The following is a 16,872-nucleotide window of genomic DNA, read 5'->3' on the forward strand; positions in this document are numbered from 1 at the left end:
ACACTTCCTCGAATTAATTTGAGATAATATCTTTTATAAAATATTCGAATTAAATCCTCTACCATCTACTTCTGAAGCATCTATTATAGAAATTAAAGCATCCTCGTCTATTTTCTGCACTGAATATTTAAACTCTGGTAATTTTGATACATGTACTATGCAGTAGATAACTTTTCTTTCTTTGCCTGTAAGTGCGTTACCCTTTAGTATTGTAGCTCCACGGTGCTTAGAGTTTGTTATATACTCACAAACCTCCTCCTCTTTATCTGTAATTATAAGTAATACCTTTTTTCGTGACAAACCACGGATTATCTTATCTGTAACAAAAGCTGCTATATACATGCTCATTAACGTGTATAATGCAATAGTTATTCCATTTAGTAGCATTCCTAAAAATACTATAACGCAATTTACAATAAAACCCAATTGACCCACATCAAAACTATCACATTTCTTTTTAATTAACATTACTATTATGTTCATACCACCCTCTGAGCCGTGGTTTGAGTATGCAAGCCCTGCTCCTGAGCCCATTAATACCCCTCCATATACACAAATTAGAAGTGCATCGTGTACCGTAATAATACTACTTAAATTTCTAGTCATTACTAAAAATAATGATAGTGAGACAGTCCCAATCATACTGTATATAGTAAATCTTTTGTTTAATTTCCTATAACTTAATGCCAATAAAGGTATATTAGCTAGTAGTACAGTATATCCTGCTGGAACCTTCAAAGCATACTGTATTAAAATTGCCATACCTGACAGACCCCCACTGAATAGTTTTGCATTTACTAAAAACATATTTACACCTATAGCAGATAATAAACACCCCACTATCACAAAAAATGCATTCTTTATATTTTGCTTGTTAAATATCGTATTAATTTTCATACTAGCCTCTCCATTTTTATTTATTTTGATTATCTTTACTCATAAACGTAAATGTTCTTCTTTATACCAATATATAGTCAAATTATTTTTTTGTACCGTTTCTAGGCTAAAGATTTATTTAGCCTTAAACTTTGCCCCTAATTTTGTCTTTATTAAAATTTTAAAAAATTATTGACATATTTAGTAGTTCTGATATAATAAAAATTGTGATTCACTGATAATGATTTTCATTTTCAATTATCATTGATATAAATAATTTATGATTTTGGTTAATCATCGGGTCGTATACATATCTAATTCAAATTAAACTAGGAGAGATTTATTATGAAGAAAAAAAGATTATTAGGATTAATAACATTAACAGTAATTTCCTTTAGCGTTTTTACAGGTTGTTCAAAAACCGCGGAAGAAGTTAAAGAAAAGAGTGTAACCAAGGTGGTTAGTACAATAAAAGGTGATGTAACAGTCCCTACTACCCCTAAACGTATTGTAGATATATCTGGATCAAGCGAGGAATTATTAATTTTAAACCATATCCCCGTAGGTACTGCAAATGCTGATTCTTATAAAACTACGGAAATACCAAGTTATCTAAAAGATAAAATGAGTACCTCTGAACTTGTAGGCTTTTCCATGATGGATACTATGGATATGGAAGCTATACTAAAATTAGATCCAGATTTAATTTTAATGAGCGAGAGGCAAACAAAAATATATGATCAGTTAAAAGCTATTGCACCTGTCGTAATGCTTAAAGACTATGCTAACGATTGGCGTTCAAAATTAACTGATGTTTCCAAACTATTTGAGCAAGAAAAAGATGCTCAAAAATGGTTAGCTGAATACGATAAAAAAGCTATTCATATAGGATCTGATATAAAGAAAAAAAATGGCCCGCAAACTTACCTTACGATACTTGCCAGTTCAGGTAAATTTTATATTTTCAGTGATGCAGGTATAGGTTCAATACTATTGTCAGATATGAAATTAGCTCAACCGTCTAACATGCCAAAGCAAGAAGGAATAAGTTTACCAGTAGTAACTATGGAAGGTTTATCATCCATTGATGCAGATCATATTGTGGTTATAGCAGCTGATGCTGATAAAAAAGATTTAGAGAGTAGTACTGTTTGGAAAAGCATGAGAGCTGTAAAAGCTGGAAATGTTACAACACTTGCCAGTAGCCCATATTTTGCACAAGGTTATTCTCCAATAGGAAGAGAATTATTACTTGATTTGATAAAGAAAGAATTCGTGAAATAACATATATTATATTTCTGGGTGATAAATGATATATTCCCATATACCGTTATCACCCTTTTATCTTAACACATTTTAATCTAAGGCTAATGTGAGGTGCAGCGTTTTAATGGAAAAATCGATAGTTACAGAACAGAAGAAAAAAATGAATAGACTAATCATAAGCTCATTATTAATTGTAATTGGACTTATTATACTATTTTTTGGTATGGTATTGTCCGTATCCCTGGGTGCAAAACATATAGACTTATATACAGTATTTAATAGCATATTTTCAGATGGCGTTGATATAAACTCAAAGATTATCCGTGATATAAGACTTCCCCGGATAATTGCAGCTGCTTTGGTCGGAGCTTTTTTAGCAGTATCTGGTGCTATAATGCAAGGAATAACAAGAAACCCAATAGCTGACCCCTCTATAATGGGTATTACTCAAGGTGCAACTTTTACCATAGCTATAGCCTTTGCAATGAGGGCTAATATAGGGACTTCAGGACTGATGTTTTTCGCTTTTATTGGAGCTAGTTTAAGTGGTGTATTCGTGTATCTATTAAGTTCAAAATCTAGTAAAGGTGTTAGTCCCATTAAACTTATTTTAGCGGGAACTGCTCTAGGAACTCTTTTAATATCTCTCGCAACCGCTATTGCAATGTATTCTAATTTATCTCAGCAACTAAGCTTTTGGTTTGCTGGTGGATTTGTTACTGCAAAATGGCAAGGGGTAAAATTATTAGCCTCCGTTGGTGCCTTTGGTGTCATTGCCGCAATAATTATATCTCCTAAAATAACCATTTTAAGTCTAGGGGAAGAGATTGCCATAGGCCTTGGTCAAAAGACAAATATCATAAGATTTATTGGTATAGTAATCGTAATATTACTTAGCGGTAGTTCAGTGGCGGTAGCCGGAAATATTTCTTTTCTTGGACTTATTGTGCCACAAATTGTAAGAAGTTTAGTTGGACCAGATTATAGATTTATAATCCCATGTTCACTAGTACTCGGTGCGGATTTGCTAGTTTATAGCGATATAGCAGCTAGGATGATAAATCAGCCTTATGAAACTCCTATCGGGGCGCTAACAGCATTACTGGGTGTACCCTTCTTCATATATATTGTCAGAAAGGAGGACAATTCATTATAATGCGAAACCATAAAAGAAAGAAAAAGCTAATTTTGATTATAAGCATATTATTCGTTCTACTCTTTTCAATATTTATAATTAGCTTTAATATTGGAACTTTTGCTATAGGTCCTCTAGATGTAATTAAAACTTTATTTGGACAGGGAAATAAAAAGCAGGAACTGGTACTCTTCACTATGAGGCTTCCACGAATAATTATAGCTATACTTGTGGCAAGTGCCTTAGCTATAGCAGGAACCGTACTTCAAGGAATAACTAAAAATGATCTGGCTGACCCCGGCATATTAGGCATAAGTTCTGGTGCAGCCTTGGCTGTAGTTATTTATATATATTTTATGAATGGAGAAGTATATTCTGATATAAGCATACTAACAGTGTTTACCATACCTATCGTAGCTTTGCTTGGAGCAGGTTTTGCAGCTTTCCTTATTTATACTTTAGCTTGGAAAAAGGGTCTAAATCCTACTAGATTGATTTTGATGGGGATAGGTATTAATTCTGCTTTTAATGCTATATTGATCCTATTTCAATTTAGATTTACAACTCAAGATTTCAACAAAATAATGGTTTGGACCTCAGGAAGTATTTGGGGAACCAATTGGAGTTATGTTATTGCAACTCTGCCATTTGTATTTATTTTTACTGGACTTATAATTTATAAAGCAAGATATCTAGATGTTTTAAGTTTAGGTGACGAGCTATCAGTTGGACTCGGCGTACATATAGAAAAAGAAAGAAGATCACTACTAATATATACCGTGGCATTAGCTGGTACGGCTACAGCGGTTGCCGGAACTATATCATTCTTAGGACTAATTTCCCCACACATAGCAAGGCGGCTTGTTGGACCAAAGCACAAATTATTAATACCAACTGCAGCACTAGTTAGTTCAATAATTTTATTGTTGTCTGATACCATAGCTAAAAATGTTTTAGCTCCTATTGAAATGCCCGTTGGAATAGTTGTTTCAATTATCGGAGTACCCTATTTCATCTATTTAATTATGAAGGAATAAATTAGGAGGTTACATATGAACAGCATAAAAACCGAAAATTTGTCTATATCTTATGGAGATTTTGAAATAGTAAAAAATTTAAATTTAAACATACCTAAAGGAAAAATCACAACCATTATAGGTTCTAATGGATGTGGGAAATCAACTATATTAAAGACTATTGCAAGAATATTGAAGCCTAAAAGTGGAGTCATATACATAAATGGTAATGACATTCAGGATTTAAGTTCTAGCTTCATCTCTAAAGAAATGGCAGTTTTACCACAAAGTCCTCAAGCACCAAATGCATTAACTGTTGGTGAGCTCGTAGCCTATGGAAGATTTCCTCATCAAAGTGGATTCGGTAAGCTAATGACTCAAGATAAAGAAAAAATAAATTGGGCACTGAAGATAATTGGCATGCAAGAATTTAAGGACAGACTTATAGAGTCATTGTCAGGTGGCCAAAGGCAAAGAGTTTGGATAGCTATGGCCTTAGCCCAAGAAACTGAAATATTATTATTAGACGAACCTACTACCTACTTAGATTTAGCACATCAACTAGAAATTCTACAATTACTAGAAAGTTTGAATAAGACGCAAGGACAAACCATTGTTATGGTTATTCATGATCTAAATAATGCCGCAAGGTTTGCAGATTATATGGTAGGAATTAAAGATGGTAACATAGTTTGCACTGGTAGTCCTAAAGAAATAATGACTAAAGATAACTTAAGGAATATATTTAATATAGATGCCGTAGTAGTTAATGAGCCCCTAAATAATAAACCAGTTTGTATTACATATAACTTAATATAAAATTTGCATTATTATGTAAATAAACAAATTAAAGGAGAGGTTTTCCTCTCCTTTAATTTGTTTTATTAGCACATTTTCTACTATTAATTAACTTGTTTTTCTGTATTTATTTCTTAACGTATCATATTATCAAAATTATCTCCACTTAATACTAATGTATCCCCACTTTTAATCATTGTCGCTCCCTTAGGGTGTATTACATTTTCTGCACGCTTTATCATTACGACTAGGATCTCATCAGGTATATTCGCATCCATTATAGTTTTATTAACCCAATAACTTTCTGGAGTAATTTCTAATTCATATAGTTTTGTATTTGATTCTTCTTGATAGTCATTAAATGTTTTTAAAACTGCTGACTCATTATCAACAAGATCCAATTTCTTTGCAATTGGTGCAATTAATGTACCTTGTAGCGCAACTGAAAATAATGCTATGAAGAATACTATGTGAAAAATATCGGATTGTATGACTGCTTCATTTGTTACAGCGAGTATAGCAAAAACAATAGATGAAGCACCTCTAATTCCAACCCATGAAACAAACAATTTATGTTTCAAAGGAACCTTAAAAAAATTAAGGATTCCGAATGTTGCAATAGGTCTAGCAACAAAAATTAAAAATAATGAAATTAAGATCCCTGGTATTAGAACTGATTGTAAATGAGAAGGGAAAGATAACAGACCCAATATAAAGAAGAGCATTATTTGCATTAGCCACGATATTCCATCTAAAAATCTAACCAAACTCTTTTTATTTTGAATTTTGCTATTTCCAATTATAATACCAGCAATATATACACTTAAGTACCCATTACCACCAATCCATGAGCTCATTGAATATGTCAAAATAGCTATTGCCATAACAAACACGGGATATAGTCCTTCTATTTCAAAAGTAATATTTTTTAATATCCAAGCACTTGCTTTTGCTAATACAACACCAATTAATACTCCAAAAAATATTTGAAATACTAGAAGTTGAAGCGTAGATTGTTCCCCTCCGCCTTTCATTAAACTTAAGATTGTTATTGCAAGCATATATGCAATGGGATCATTACTACCACTTTCAATTTCTAGCAGTGAAGCTAGCCCATCTTTTAAATTTAGTTTTTGAGAACGTAGAATTGAAAAAACCGATGCTGCATCAGTTGATGCTACTATAGATCCAATAAGCAATCCTTCTAAAAGTGATATTTTAAGAACTACTGTGCAAAATAAGCCTGTAATCCCTGCTGTTATAACGACCCCCAAAGTTGACAGTAATACAGCCTTTCCAACAACTGGTTTTGCTATTTTCCACTTTGTACAAAAGCCTCCATAGAAAATTATAAATATTAAACCAAATGAACCCAGTTGCTCAGCAATACGATAATTTTCAAAACGTATTCCAACTATTCCCTCTGAACCAAATGCCATACCTAATAAAATAAATATAAGTAATGATGGCACTCCAAATTTATATAAAATTTTGCTCGAAAATATACATATTAATACGACTAGTGAGGCTATAATCAAAGGTATTGTCATCTATTATTCACTTCCTTTCTAAATTTTATATTTTGTAATAGAATTATGCTTAATACGCTTTATCGCATCTCGCCTTAAATAATATGATTATATTAATCTTTATTTATACCTAAAGATAAACATTCATTTAAAAGATTTAATCCCTCCACAATTCTATCTTTTTTATATTCTTCTATTTGACTTAATGTAGGAATAATATTTTCTGATATTTTTTTTGCTACATCTATCATTATTCCTACCGAATATTCTGTCATTTTAATATTCACGTATCGTTCATCTTTTGAATTTCTAACGCGTTCTATAAATCCACCTTTTTCTAACCTCTTACATAATGGAGATAAATTACTCTTTCCCATACATAGATGATTACATAAATCAGTAACATTTTGTTCTCCATTTTTATGTAATTCTAGTAATACACTAGCTTGCACTGATGTTAACCCATATGGTTCATAAAAATCATGTAGGATCCCATTAAATTTTCCATTAACAGATTTCAACAATTGAATAAATTTCACTTCAAATTTAGTATCAATCATAATTTTCCCCTTTAATAAATGTAATTCATATATTAACTGTTCATATATTAACTATTCATATATGAATTATACCATTCTTTACTCGTTAGTTCAAATAGTTAAGAAAAATCTATTTAAATAGTTGTGAGGTAATTGAAATATATATTATTGGTAAAAAAATTGATAAGTTTTACAGCGAGGCTATAAATGAATACAAAAAGGTTACTCCATTATTGTAAAATCACTGTTTTCTCTCTTAATAATGAAATTAAACTATACAAAAACGCCAAAATCAAGGGCCCTAACATTTCTGCTAGAGCCCTTGATTTTGGCAAAGAAAGAGGGATTTGATTGCTGCTACGCATCAATTACGTCGACACCCGTATCCGGGTCCTGTCTCCTTAGTCATAGCTAAAAACATTTTCTTACCGCTATGTGCCCTCACGGGTTCAAAGCCCTATTATAATTGACGTAAAAGAACTCGCCTAACAGCGAGTTCTTTAATTTTGGCGGAGAAAGGGGGATTTGAACCCCCGGAACGGAATAACCCGTTCGCCTGTTTTCGAGGCAGGTACCATAGGCCACTCGGACATCTCTCCATATATTAGATTGCCTTTTATATTATACCATATTTGAATTTTATTTAAAATACTTATTTTTAAGCAAATATTTAAATTCTTAATGAAATCATCTCCTGAACAAAAACGTAATAAGCATAATGCGTCTTATCCTAGTCATGTTTTTATTACGCCCTATTTAAAATATAAAAAGAGTTCATATTGAATATGAACTCCTCTGCACAATGGTAGGCGTAGTAATCACCTGCTACTCCTAACATCTCCATGATATTTTATTCCTCCACTACAATATCATATCCAGCCTTAATATAGCCCTCCTCAAGCACCTTAGCGAATATGCCTTCTCTTGGCATTATACAGTCACCAACCAACTTCATAATTTCACAACCCTTATGACATTCCTTTCCTATTTGTGTAACCCCTAAAACTACCTCTCCAATTTTAAGCTTAGTTCCCACAGGAAGCTCATACAAAATTATTCCCTCTGTAGTAATATTTTCAGCAAACTTACCTGAACATAAGCCTTCTACTCCAGTAGCTTTCATTTTATTAATGCTCTCAACCCCAAGAAAGCTCACTTGTCTGTGCCAATTCCCTGCATGTGCATCTCCAAGAAGACCATGGTTAACTTTAAAAAAGCCTTTCTCTATAGGGTGTTTTATCACACCTTTTTTCTCACTTATATTTACAGCAGTAACCTTTGCCATTACAATCCCTTCCTTTCAAATATTCCTGATTTTCCTCCACTTTTTCGTGCAAGCATGATATTATTTATAACCATTTCCCTATCAATTGCCTTACACATATCATAAATAGTTAGTGCTGCAACAGATACCGCACTAAGTGCTTCCATTTCAATGCCTGTTTTACCTACAGTCTTCGTCGTTGCAGTTATTTCTATTTTTGTACTTTCAAAGTTAATTTTAAAGCTAATATCACAGCCAGATATCATTATAGGATGACACATTGGTATTATTTGCGAAGTGTTTTTAGCACCCATAATTCCTCCTACCTGTGCTACAGCTAATACATCTCCTTTTGAAATAGATCCATCATTTATTCTTTCAAGGGTTTCTCTTTTCATAGAAATCGACCCAACTGCTACTGCTTCCCGAACAGTAGCACGTTTTTCAGATACATCTACCATTTTTGCTCTTCCTTCTTCATTTATGTGCGTAAGTTCCATTACTTTATCCTCCTATCTGATACATCATCTTTTCGCTCCTACTAATCTTTTCCTCCTCAAGATGATGTTCGAGCGGTTTATTAAAAATTGCCTGTTTTAATGCATCTGTAAGCATCTCTTCGTTATTTAGGTACCGCTTAATATTTATTTCTTCCTTTGAATGAAGACATTGTTTAATAGTTCCTGTAGATGTAAGCCTTATTTTATTACAATCTTCACAAAATTTGCAACTTATTGGACTAATAAAGCCAATTTTCCCTTTTGCCCCTTCAAGCTTGTATAATTTGGCGGTGCTACTTTTTGGGGTTTCTATTTCAATTAACTCAGGATGCAAATTTAGCATTTCCCCAAAAGTTAATTTACTTTTTTCATAAAGCTTAATACCTTCACCTATGGGCATGAGTTCAATAAACCTTACTTCTATTGGTAATTCGCGAGTTAAGTTTAAGAAATCCTCAAACTCTGTATCGTTAAAACCTTGCATTAATACTGTATTTATTTTCACAGGTTTTAATCCAAGCGTTAAACATTTATCTATGCTTTCAAGTACATTATCTAAATTCCCTACTCTTGTTATACTTTTAAACTTTTCTTTGTCCAAGGTATCAAGGCTAATATTAACTCTTTTAAGTCCAGCTTTTTTCAAATCACTTGCCATGCCAGATAGTAAAATACCATTTGTAGTTATGGCAATATCATCTATCCCTGGCAGTTTTGAAGTTTCATATATAAGCTTGTCTAAGTCTTTCATTACTAGTGGTTCCCCACCAGTGTACCTTACTTTATTAATACCTAATTTCTCTGCTGCCTTTACAATTTTTAAAATCTCTTCAAAACGTAAAATATCCAAATGACTCTTACTCTCAATTCCTTGCTCCGGCATGCAATATGTACATCTTAAATTACACCTATCAGTTACCGATGTCCTTAAATAATTGATGTCTCTTCCATGACTATCTCTCATAAAATCGTCTCCTAAAGTTCAATTATCTCTCCTATTTGCGTATAATCATAGCCTAAAGATACCACATTAAAAGGTTCCATTCTTATACCTCCTTTGCTAACTTTTAGCGCATTAGCTAACCTCTAGCACACTCGCTAGCTTCCCCTGTAAGTATGGCAATACCGTGTGGAATTGCAGATATTATAAATTGAAGATTTTCTACAGCACCTTTTGGGCTTCCAGGAAGATTAATAATTAAGGTTTTTTTGCGAATCCCTGCAATACTTCTTGAAAGCATAGCATTCGGCGTAATTTGGAGTGATTTCATTCTCATAACTTCGCCAATACCAGGTACATATTTTTCAATTACATTTTGAGTTGCTTCTGGAGTAACATCTCTTTGTGAAAAGCCAGTTCCACCATTAGTTAAAATTAAATCTACCTTAAGTTTATCACATAAATAAATCAATTCTTTTTCTATTTCCTCTTTTTCATCAGAAATCATTTTATAAAAGCTGATAACAAATCCTTTACCTTCTAATTCACTTCTTATTGCAGGACCTGTTCCATCAATTCTTTCTCCCCTAAATCCCTTATCACTCATGGTTAATATTGCAGTTTTTATCATTTTAAGCACTCCCTTTCAAAATTCGACTTAGCAATTTATGTTCTAGGGCCCTAACAAAAACAAAACTTCAGCGGGAGTCTAAATCTCCCTCTGAAGTCGTTAATGCAGCTGCGCAGGTAATGATTTAACGCTATTATTATGTTCTGGATTACTGAATAATACAATAAATACGGCTTTAAAAATTAACAAGTATGGAATAATAAATGATAATATTATATTTACTAGTTATTTTAAAATTTATGTACTTTTTTTGTTTAATTATATCAATTTTATTCACTATAATACCATTAGTTTACCACATTTATAATTAATATACTATGCTGCTGGTCACCTGATACTCCCGCGCCTAAAGGTTATTAGGCAACGAAAATATAAATGATGTCTTTTCAAATGGAATGCTTTCTACACTTATTGCTCCCTTATTACTTTTCACTAACTGTTTAACTATACTAAGTCCAATACCAGTTCCACTTAGCTTGGCACTTCTTGAATCTTCAACAGTATATAACCGTTCAAATATCAGTTTTAAATCTTTATTAGCAATACCCTTACCATTATCCCATACTTCCACATAAACATAATTATTATCTTCTTTAATTGCTACTTCAACTCTATCTCCATCTTTTCCATATTTCAAACTGTTAGATAATAGATTATTCAATATTCTATTCACTGAAATTTTATCTGCTAAAACATACAGATTTTCTTCAGGTATTTCTATATCTGGTGATATACCTAATTTTTTAAAATCATTATAAAAAAATACTATCTGTTCTTGTATTACATCCGTTAGATTTATTTCTTCTATATTTAATTTTTCATCACTTGACTCTAATCGTGCCAAATAAAAGAAATTTTCTAATGTTGAATTCAAGTAATATGCTTTATTATGAACGATATCTAGATACTCCCGTAACTCTTCTATGCTCAAATCATCACTTTCTTTAATTAATTCAATATAACCAATTAATGATGTAAGTGGAGTCTTAAAATCATGTGATATATTTGAAATCATTCTTGACATCGTATTATTTTTCTTCACCTTTTCGTTTTCAATTTCACACATGTTATCTACAATGCTATTTATATTATTAACTAAATCTGTTATAGACTTTACACTGTTATTTAACGTAACTCTTCTATTTATATTCCCTGAAAGCACGTCATCCAAAACTATTTTAATATATTTCAACTTTCTATTCATTGAAACTATTATTAAAAATAAAATACTAATTATAGCTATACTCAAAATCAGAAATATTTCATTCATAATATTTACTCTCCCAATTTATATCCTATTACCCAAACCGTTGTTATGTACTCAGGGTTACTTATATCATCTTCAATCTTATCTCTAAGTCTTTTTATATGAACCATAACCGTATTATCATTTCTTATAACATCTCTTCCCCAAACACTGTCATATATCTGAGATTTAGTAAAAACTTTATTAGGGTTTAAAAGAAACAGCTTTAATATTTCAAACTCTAAGGGTGTGGCCTTTATTAATTGATCCCTTTTTACTAGGGTATAAGCTCTTATGTCCATTACTAAATCTTTATAATTTATAATTGATTCCTGAGCAGCTTCTTCATTATTAAAATATATATATCTTCGGAGCAGGGCTTTTATTCTAACCACAAACTCATTTATAGAAAAGGGTTTAACAATATAATCATCTGCCCCCATACTTATAGCTGATACTTTGTCCATTTCTGTATTTTTTGCTGATATTACAAGTATAGGTACAGTACTGTTTTGCCTTATTCTCCTTATTATTTCAAAACCATCTATAAAAGGTATCATTAAATCCAATACTATTAACTGAAACTCTCCATCAAATTGAAACTTATCCATTGCATTTCTCCCATCGAACGCTTGTACAATTTCAAACCCTTCTTTTAATAAAATCTTATTAATTAGGGTATTTATTTCTCTATCATCCTCAACTACCAAAATTTTTATATTACCTTCAACATTCATTATTCCACCTCTTAATACTTATTTTAACATATAACACGTCAAATAAGCACTATGTTCTATCTAACCCCCTCCTCCATACTATTAATATTATTTGATTGTATTTAAAATTTCTAATATCTGTTTATTTATAGTTTTTGGCGCATACTGATGTATATCATGATTTGTGTTTGGAACAATCATTTGCTTACTGTCTGAGGACCAATTTTCAAAGGTCTCCTGGCTATTTATCCATTTAGTATTTGCAGTAGCTTCGCTTTCAGAAGTTAATATTGTAAGAGGTACATTGCCTAGTTTATCGTTTGATACTACCTTGGAAGCATTTATTTTAATATTCTTGTTTTCATCGTTTTTATTTTTATTTATCATGTTTTTTAAATACATTGCCTTATCAAGCTCTTTTAAATCCTTTGGAACTAAGGCAAAGTTATTTCTGGCTGAATATGCTGAAGAATAAAAACTTGGTACGTTAAACAGTAATCTAAATCCTCCAAATTGTTTAAGTGCTGACCTTAGTAAACTATTTGACGTTGCAGTATCATTTATGTCTTCTTTTGAATAGTACTCGGGATTGCCTGCATCTATCATAACAATTCCTTTTACTTCTTCTTTGTACATTTGAGTAAATCTTATGAGTTCAAGTGAAGCCAAAGAATGTCCAACAAGTATATATGGACCTTTTTCTCCTGATTTTTCAAGTAATTCATGTAGTTCTTTTGTTATTGTATCAATATCTCTAGGTGTTTTTGCTACATCACTCCATCCATATCCCGGTCTATCATAAACAACTATTCTTGTATGTTTAGATATTTCATTGTGCAGTGGGTAAAAATCGGTATATGGGCACGGTATCCCCCAACCAGATGCAAATACTACTGTTGCGCTTCCTTCTCCCTTAGCGAAAATGTGCATGTTATGTCCATTTACTTCGATTATTTTACCCACCGGTTTGTATTTTTTTTCGTCAGAATAACTTCCAACTTTTTCATATGCAAATCCTATAATCAATACTACTATTATCACTGCAGCTATGCCTACAAAAAATCTTTTTACACCTAATAATTTCTTTTTACTAATGGTTCCTTTATTGTTTATTACCTGTGTATTCATATTCTTCACTCCAATCAATTTTTATCTTACAAGATATAAGTATACAGATTACTTTTTACAATGTACTTTAGTATTTCTTAACTTTTTCTTACGATTTTTTTAAATAATTTAATATTTATATTAAAAAGCACTGAAATCATATTGAATATAATTTCAGTGCTCATATTATTTAAAATTCATTCCATCAAACATCTTTCACTCTTGATAATTGAAATATACATAATAGTATTCCAATAACAAACACTCCTATAGCTAAATTTGCTGTGCTGATTACATCTACACCTCTATAAAGCTTCATGAATGGCAAATATGGCAATATAAATGGCCAATATTTATACTTTCCAATTACATAGACAAAAAAATCAGAAAATAAAACCACCACTGCTATCATAGCCGACGCTGTTGTATTTTTAAATATGTTAATTATAAAAATCAAAAGAGGTACTAATGCAAATTGCATTACCATAGAAGTTATATATACGCTAATATTCATGAAGAAAAATTCTTTTGTAAGTGATTGGTTTATTACCAGTCGTCCTCCAGAAAACACTATTATAAAATGTAGAAGGTATATTACTGCTACTATTATATATATGGTTAGCATCTTACTTATAAATATTGATATTTTACTTACGGGGTAACTATATAATACCTTCACTGTATTGTCTGAATATTCCCTGAGAAATATATAGGATGATAGTAATATAAAAACTATTATTCCTACAAACATAAACATAATATCTTCTGTTTCTGTAGTGTATGTTACCCATGTTTGCTTTTGAATGTTAAATGGCGTTATCAAACACCAGAAAATGGGGAAAACCATACTACTTATGATTATAAATATAAGTGTTTTTGATTTTTTAAGTTTCAATATTTCTGAGTAAACCAAATTAAACATTTTTTTCACCTCCTGTTAATCTTAAAAAATAATCTTCAAGAGTTTCGCTATTCACCTTTAATTCCCTTATTAAAACCCCACTATCCAGCATCTGCCTATTCATATTTTCAGCTTCATCTACATTATCAAAAATACGTATAATATTATCTTCGTAAACTTTATATTGGCTAATACCACATTTCTGTTCTAAAATAGTAGCAGCCTTTTTCTGGTTATTTACTTTAATCTGAAGATATGTTTTATTTTTTTCTTGTAACTCTTTATAGAGAGCTTCTTCTATTAAAATTCCGTCGTTAATAACCCCTATCTTTGTTGCCATCTGTTCTATTTCACTTAAAATATGGCCGCATATAATTACAGTAGTATTTCTCTCTTTATTAAGCTTTAATATAATTTCCCTAATATGACTTATTCCTACTGGATCTAACCCATTAGTGAGCTCATCTAAAATTAAAATTTCCGGACTATTAAGTAATGCTCTTGCCACTCCTAATCTCTGTTTCATTCCCAATGAATACTTCCCTACACTCTTGCTTCCTTCATTACTTAAATCTACTAAGGCTAAAACTTCATCTATCCTTTTTTTATCTTGAATTCCCATACATCTTCTATGAATTTCTAAATTATCCTTTGCTGTTAACTTAGGATAAAATGTTGGAGCTTCTATCAATATACCAATTCTACTTTTATATTTATAATCTTTATGACTTATGGTTTTTCCAAAAATGTCTATGCAGCCACTATCTATAGCTGCTTGTCCCATTATCATCTTTAATGTAGTTGTTTTCCCCGCTCCATTTCGTCCCAAAAATCCATATATATCACCTTTATTAATAGTCATATTTATTTTATCTACTACAATTTTATTCTTATATTTTTTAGTCAAATTCATAGTTTTTAATATTGGTTCCATTTTTCATACTCTCCTTAATCTTAATCTAAATTTTCTTAATCTCAATCTCCCCATCTCTGATTCTCATTATGTCAGTTCCATAAATTGCTGCATCTTCTGAATGAATAACTTGTATTATTGTTTTATTAAATTCTTTAATAATATCTCTAAATAAGTTCATTATTTCAGTCCCCGTCTTCGAATCCAGGTTTCCTATTGGTTCATCGGCTAATATTATTTGTGGATTAAACAAAAGCGCTCTTGCAATTGCCACTCTTTGCTGCTGTCCTCCTGATAGTTCCCCTGGAGTATGTTTTTTTCTACTAGTCATACCCGTTATGTCTAACATTTTATTTAGATCATACTTTAAATCCTTTGATTTTTTACCATCTATAAGCAATGGTAACATTATATTGTCCTCAACAGATAAATTAGGTACTAAATTATAAAATTGAAATACAAACCCTATATCCCTTCTTCGCATTAAACTTTCCTCTCTCTCGCTCATGGACGCTAAATCCTTTCCGTTTATTACTATATTCCCTTTTGACGGTTTATCTAGACCACCTAGTAAATATAAAAGGGTTGATTTCCCACAACCAGATGGTCCCATTATTGATAAGAATTCACCTTTTCTTACATTAAAACTCAATCTTTTTAATACGTCAACTTTTTCCTTTCCTAGATCAAAAGATTTATAAAGATTTTCAACTTTTATTGTGTTCATAATCATATGTATCTCTCCCTTATTCATATTTTAATTCTGTTACAACCGATAGCTTTGAACTTTTAAATAAAGCTGGACAACTTGATAAAATCATAATTATTATTATTTCTATACTAATCATTGAAAAAGATTTAAAATCATATTCTATTGGTATTGGAAGATGTATGAGCTTCACTAAATTGTTAGATAGTGCAACTGCAAAATAAGATATTATTCCACCAAGACCAATTGCAAAAATAGCTGAAAATATTCCTTCTATAAGTAACATAACGCAATTCCCAGTACTACTCATTCCAACAGAACTTAAAACTGCCAACTCTTTTTTTCTTTGAATAAAGCTTACCCCCATATTGTTTATTACTCCAAACATCCCTGTTACAATAGTCATAAATGAAAAGAACAGCAATATGTTCAGTATAAGTTTTATATCGTCAGTAATCTTTTTTACATCTTCTTCAAAGGTTGTGACCTTAGCCGCAGTACCCTTCAATTGTTTTTCCAGCGATTTTTTAAATTCATTTGGATTACCGCTGATTTTTAAAGCATAACTATCTGGTACTGTTACTTTAAAATCTCTTATCATATTCTCTTTGTTAATTAGAATCTGATTTGGTGAAAGTTTAGCATTAAAAACACCCGTTATTTTATATTTGGATTCTATATTATTAACCTTCAACACAACATAATCACCTTAAGCTTGCTGAACAATTACTGTTTTTTTCATTGAAGCTTTTAATGAATTTATTACTATCAATATTGTTTTTCAAT

The 16,872-nt window shown here is 31.3% G+C and carries 18 protein-coding genes and 1 tRNA gene; 4 read left to right on the plus strand and 15 right to left on the minus strand.

What is annotated here, in order from left to right:
- Positions 1-33: 33 nt before the first annotated feature.
- Entirely contained in the window at positions 34-897 is an 864-nt protein-coding gene (locus ACWJJ7_RS07435; protein WP_462964610.1) for a YitT family protein, read from the minus strand.
- Positions 898-1,221: 324 nt separating this feature from the next.
- Between ACWJJ7_RS07435 and ACWJJ7_RS07440 the strand changes: the two genes are divergently transcribed.
- The 4 genes from ACWJJ7_RS07440 to ACWJJ7_RS07455 all read left to right on the plus strand — a co-directional run bounded on the left by ACWJJ7_RS07440 (position 1,222) and on the right by ACWJJ7_RS07455 (position 5,112).
- A complete protein-coding gene (locus ACWJJ7_RS07440; protein WP_462964611.1) occupies positions 1,222-2,160 on the plus strand; it encodes an ABC transporter substrate-binding protein in 939 nt (312 codons plus the stop codon).
- A 106-nt stretch (positions 2,161-2,266) separates the two neighbouring features.
- Complete coding sequence (locus tag ACWJJ7_RS07445) at positions 2,267-3,298, plus strand: FecCD family ABC transporter permease (RefSeq protein WP_462964612.1); 1,032 nt, start codon at positions 2,267-2,269, stop codon at positions 3,296-3,298.
- Positions 3,298-4,314 (plus strand): FecCD family ABC transporter permease, encoded by a 1,017-nt coding sequence (locus tag ACWJJ7_RS07450; protein ID WP_462964613.1) that lies wholly within the window; start codon positions 3,298-3,300, stop codon positions 4,312-4,314. Before ACWJJ7_RS07445 ends, ACWJJ7_RS07450 begins: the two co-directional genes overlap by 1 nt.
- Before the next feature lie 15 nt (positions 4,315-4,329).
- Positions 4,330-5,112: an ABC transporter ATP-binding protein gene (locus tag ACWJJ7_RS07455; RefSeq protein ID WP_462964614.1), complete on the plus strand. Its 783-nt coding sequence runs from the start codon at positions 4,330-4,332 to the stop codon at positions 5,110-5,112.
- A 113-nt stretch (positions 5,113-5,225) separates the two neighbouring features.
- On the opposite strand, the gene ACWJJ7_RS07460 is transcribed toward ACWJJ7_RS07455, so the two are convergent.
- From ACWJJ7_RS07460 to ACWJJ7_RS07525, 14 genes are all read right to left on the minus strand, one after another.
- The gene (locus ACWJJ7_RS07460) at positions 5,226-6,641 is read right to left on the minus strand and encodes a potassium/proton antiporter (RefSeq protein WP_462964615.1); all 1,416 of its coding nucleotides are present in this window, start codon (positions 6,639-6,641) and stop codon (positions 5,226-5,228) included.
- Positions 6,642-6,733: 92 nt separating this feature from the next.
- Positions 6,734-7,180, minus strand: coding sequence for a MarR family winged helix-turn-helix transcriptional regulator (locus ACWJJ7_RS07465; protein WP_462964616.1), 447 nt, complete (start codon positions 7,178-7,180; stop codon positions 6,734-6,736).
- A 486-nt stretch (positions 7,181-7,666) separates the two neighbouring features.
- Positions 7,667-7,758: transfer RNA gene (locus ACWJJ7_RS07470), tRNA-Ser, on the minus strand.
- Between the two features lie 251 nt (positions 7,759-8,009).
- Positions 8,010-8,444 (minus strand): MOSC domain-containing protein, encoded by a 435-nt coding sequence (locus tag ACWJJ7_RS07475; RefSeq protein ID WP_462964617.1) that lies wholly within the window; start codon positions 8,442-8,444, stop codon positions 8,010-8,012.
- Complete coding sequence (gene moaC / locus ACWJJ7_RS07480) at positions 8,444-8,923, minus strand: cyclic pyranopterin monophosphate synthase MoaC (RefSeq protein ID WP_462964618.1); 480 nt, start codon at positions 8,921-8,923, stop codon at positions 8,444-8,446. The genes ACWJJ7_RS07475 and moaC overlap by 1 nt, the downstream gene beginning before the upstream one ends.
- Before the next feature lie 4 nt (positions 8,924-8,927).
- Entirely contained in the window at positions 8,928-9,887 is a 960-nt protein-coding gene (gene moaA / locus ACWJJ7_RS07485) for a GTP 3',8-cyclase MoaA (protein ID WP_462964619.1), read from the minus strand.
- 115 nt (positions 9,888-10,002) lie between these two features.
- Positions 10,003-10,494 (minus strand): MogA/MoaB family molybdenum cofactor biosynthesis protein, encoded by a 492-nt coding sequence (locus ACWJJ7_RS07490; protein ID WP_462964620.1) that lies wholly within the window; start codon positions 10,492-10,494, stop codon positions 10,003-10,005.
- A gap of 346 nt (positions 10,495-10,840) precedes the next feature.
- On the minus strand, positions 10,841-11,764 hold the full coding sequence (locus tag ACWJJ7_RS07495) for a sensor histidine kinase (RefSeq protein WP_462964621.1): 924 nt from the start codon (positions 11,762-11,764) through the stop codon (positions 10,841-10,843).
- Between the two features lie 5 nt (positions 11,765-11,769).
- Positions 11,770-12,477 carry a response regulator transcription factor gene (locus ACWJJ7_RS07500; RefSeq protein WP_462964622.1) on the minus strand — a complete coding sequence of 236 codons (708 nt, stop codon included), beginning with the start codon at positions 12,475-12,477 and terminating at the stop codon, positions 11,770-11,772.
- Between the two features lie 87 nt (positions 12,478-12,564).
- Entirely contained in the window at positions 12,565-13,584 is a 1,020-nt protein-coding gene (locus ACWJJ7_RS07505) for an alpha/beta fold hydrolase (protein WP_462964623.1), read from the minus strand.
- A gap of 184 nt (positions 13,585-13,768) precedes the next feature.
- Positions 13,769-14,485 carry an ABC transporter permease gene (locus ACWJJ7_RS07510; protein WP_462964624.1) on the minus strand — a complete coding sequence of 239 codons (717 nt, stop codon included), beginning with the start codon at positions 14,483-14,485 and terminating at the stop codon, positions 13,769-13,771.
- Positions 14,478-15,398 (minus strand): ATP-binding cassette domain-containing protein, encoded by a 921-nt coding sequence (locus ACWJJ7_RS07515; RefSeq protein WP_462964625.1) that lies wholly within the window; start codon positions 15,396-15,398, stop codon positions 14,478-14,480. The genes ACWJJ7_RS07510 and ACWJJ7_RS07515 overlap by 8 nt, the downstream gene beginning before the upstream one ends.
- 25 nt (positions 15,399-15,423) lie before the next feature.
- The gene (locus ACWJJ7_RS07520; protein ID WP_462964960.1) at positions 15,424-16,104 is read right to left on the minus strand and encodes an ABC transporter ATP-binding protein; all 681 of its coding nucleotides are present in this window, start codon (positions 16,102-16,104) and stop codon (positions 15,424-15,426) included.
- Positions 16,105-16,123: 19 nt separating this feature from the next.
- Positions 16,124-16,783 (minus strand): ABC transporter permease, encoded by a 660-nt coding sequence (locus ACWJJ7_RS07525; protein WP_462964626.1) that lies wholly within the window; start codon positions 16,781-16,783, stop codon positions 16,124-16,126.
- Positions 16,784-16,872: the final 89 nt, after the last annotated feature.

The sequence above is a fragment of the Clostridium sp. CM042 genome (assembly GCF_055080995.1).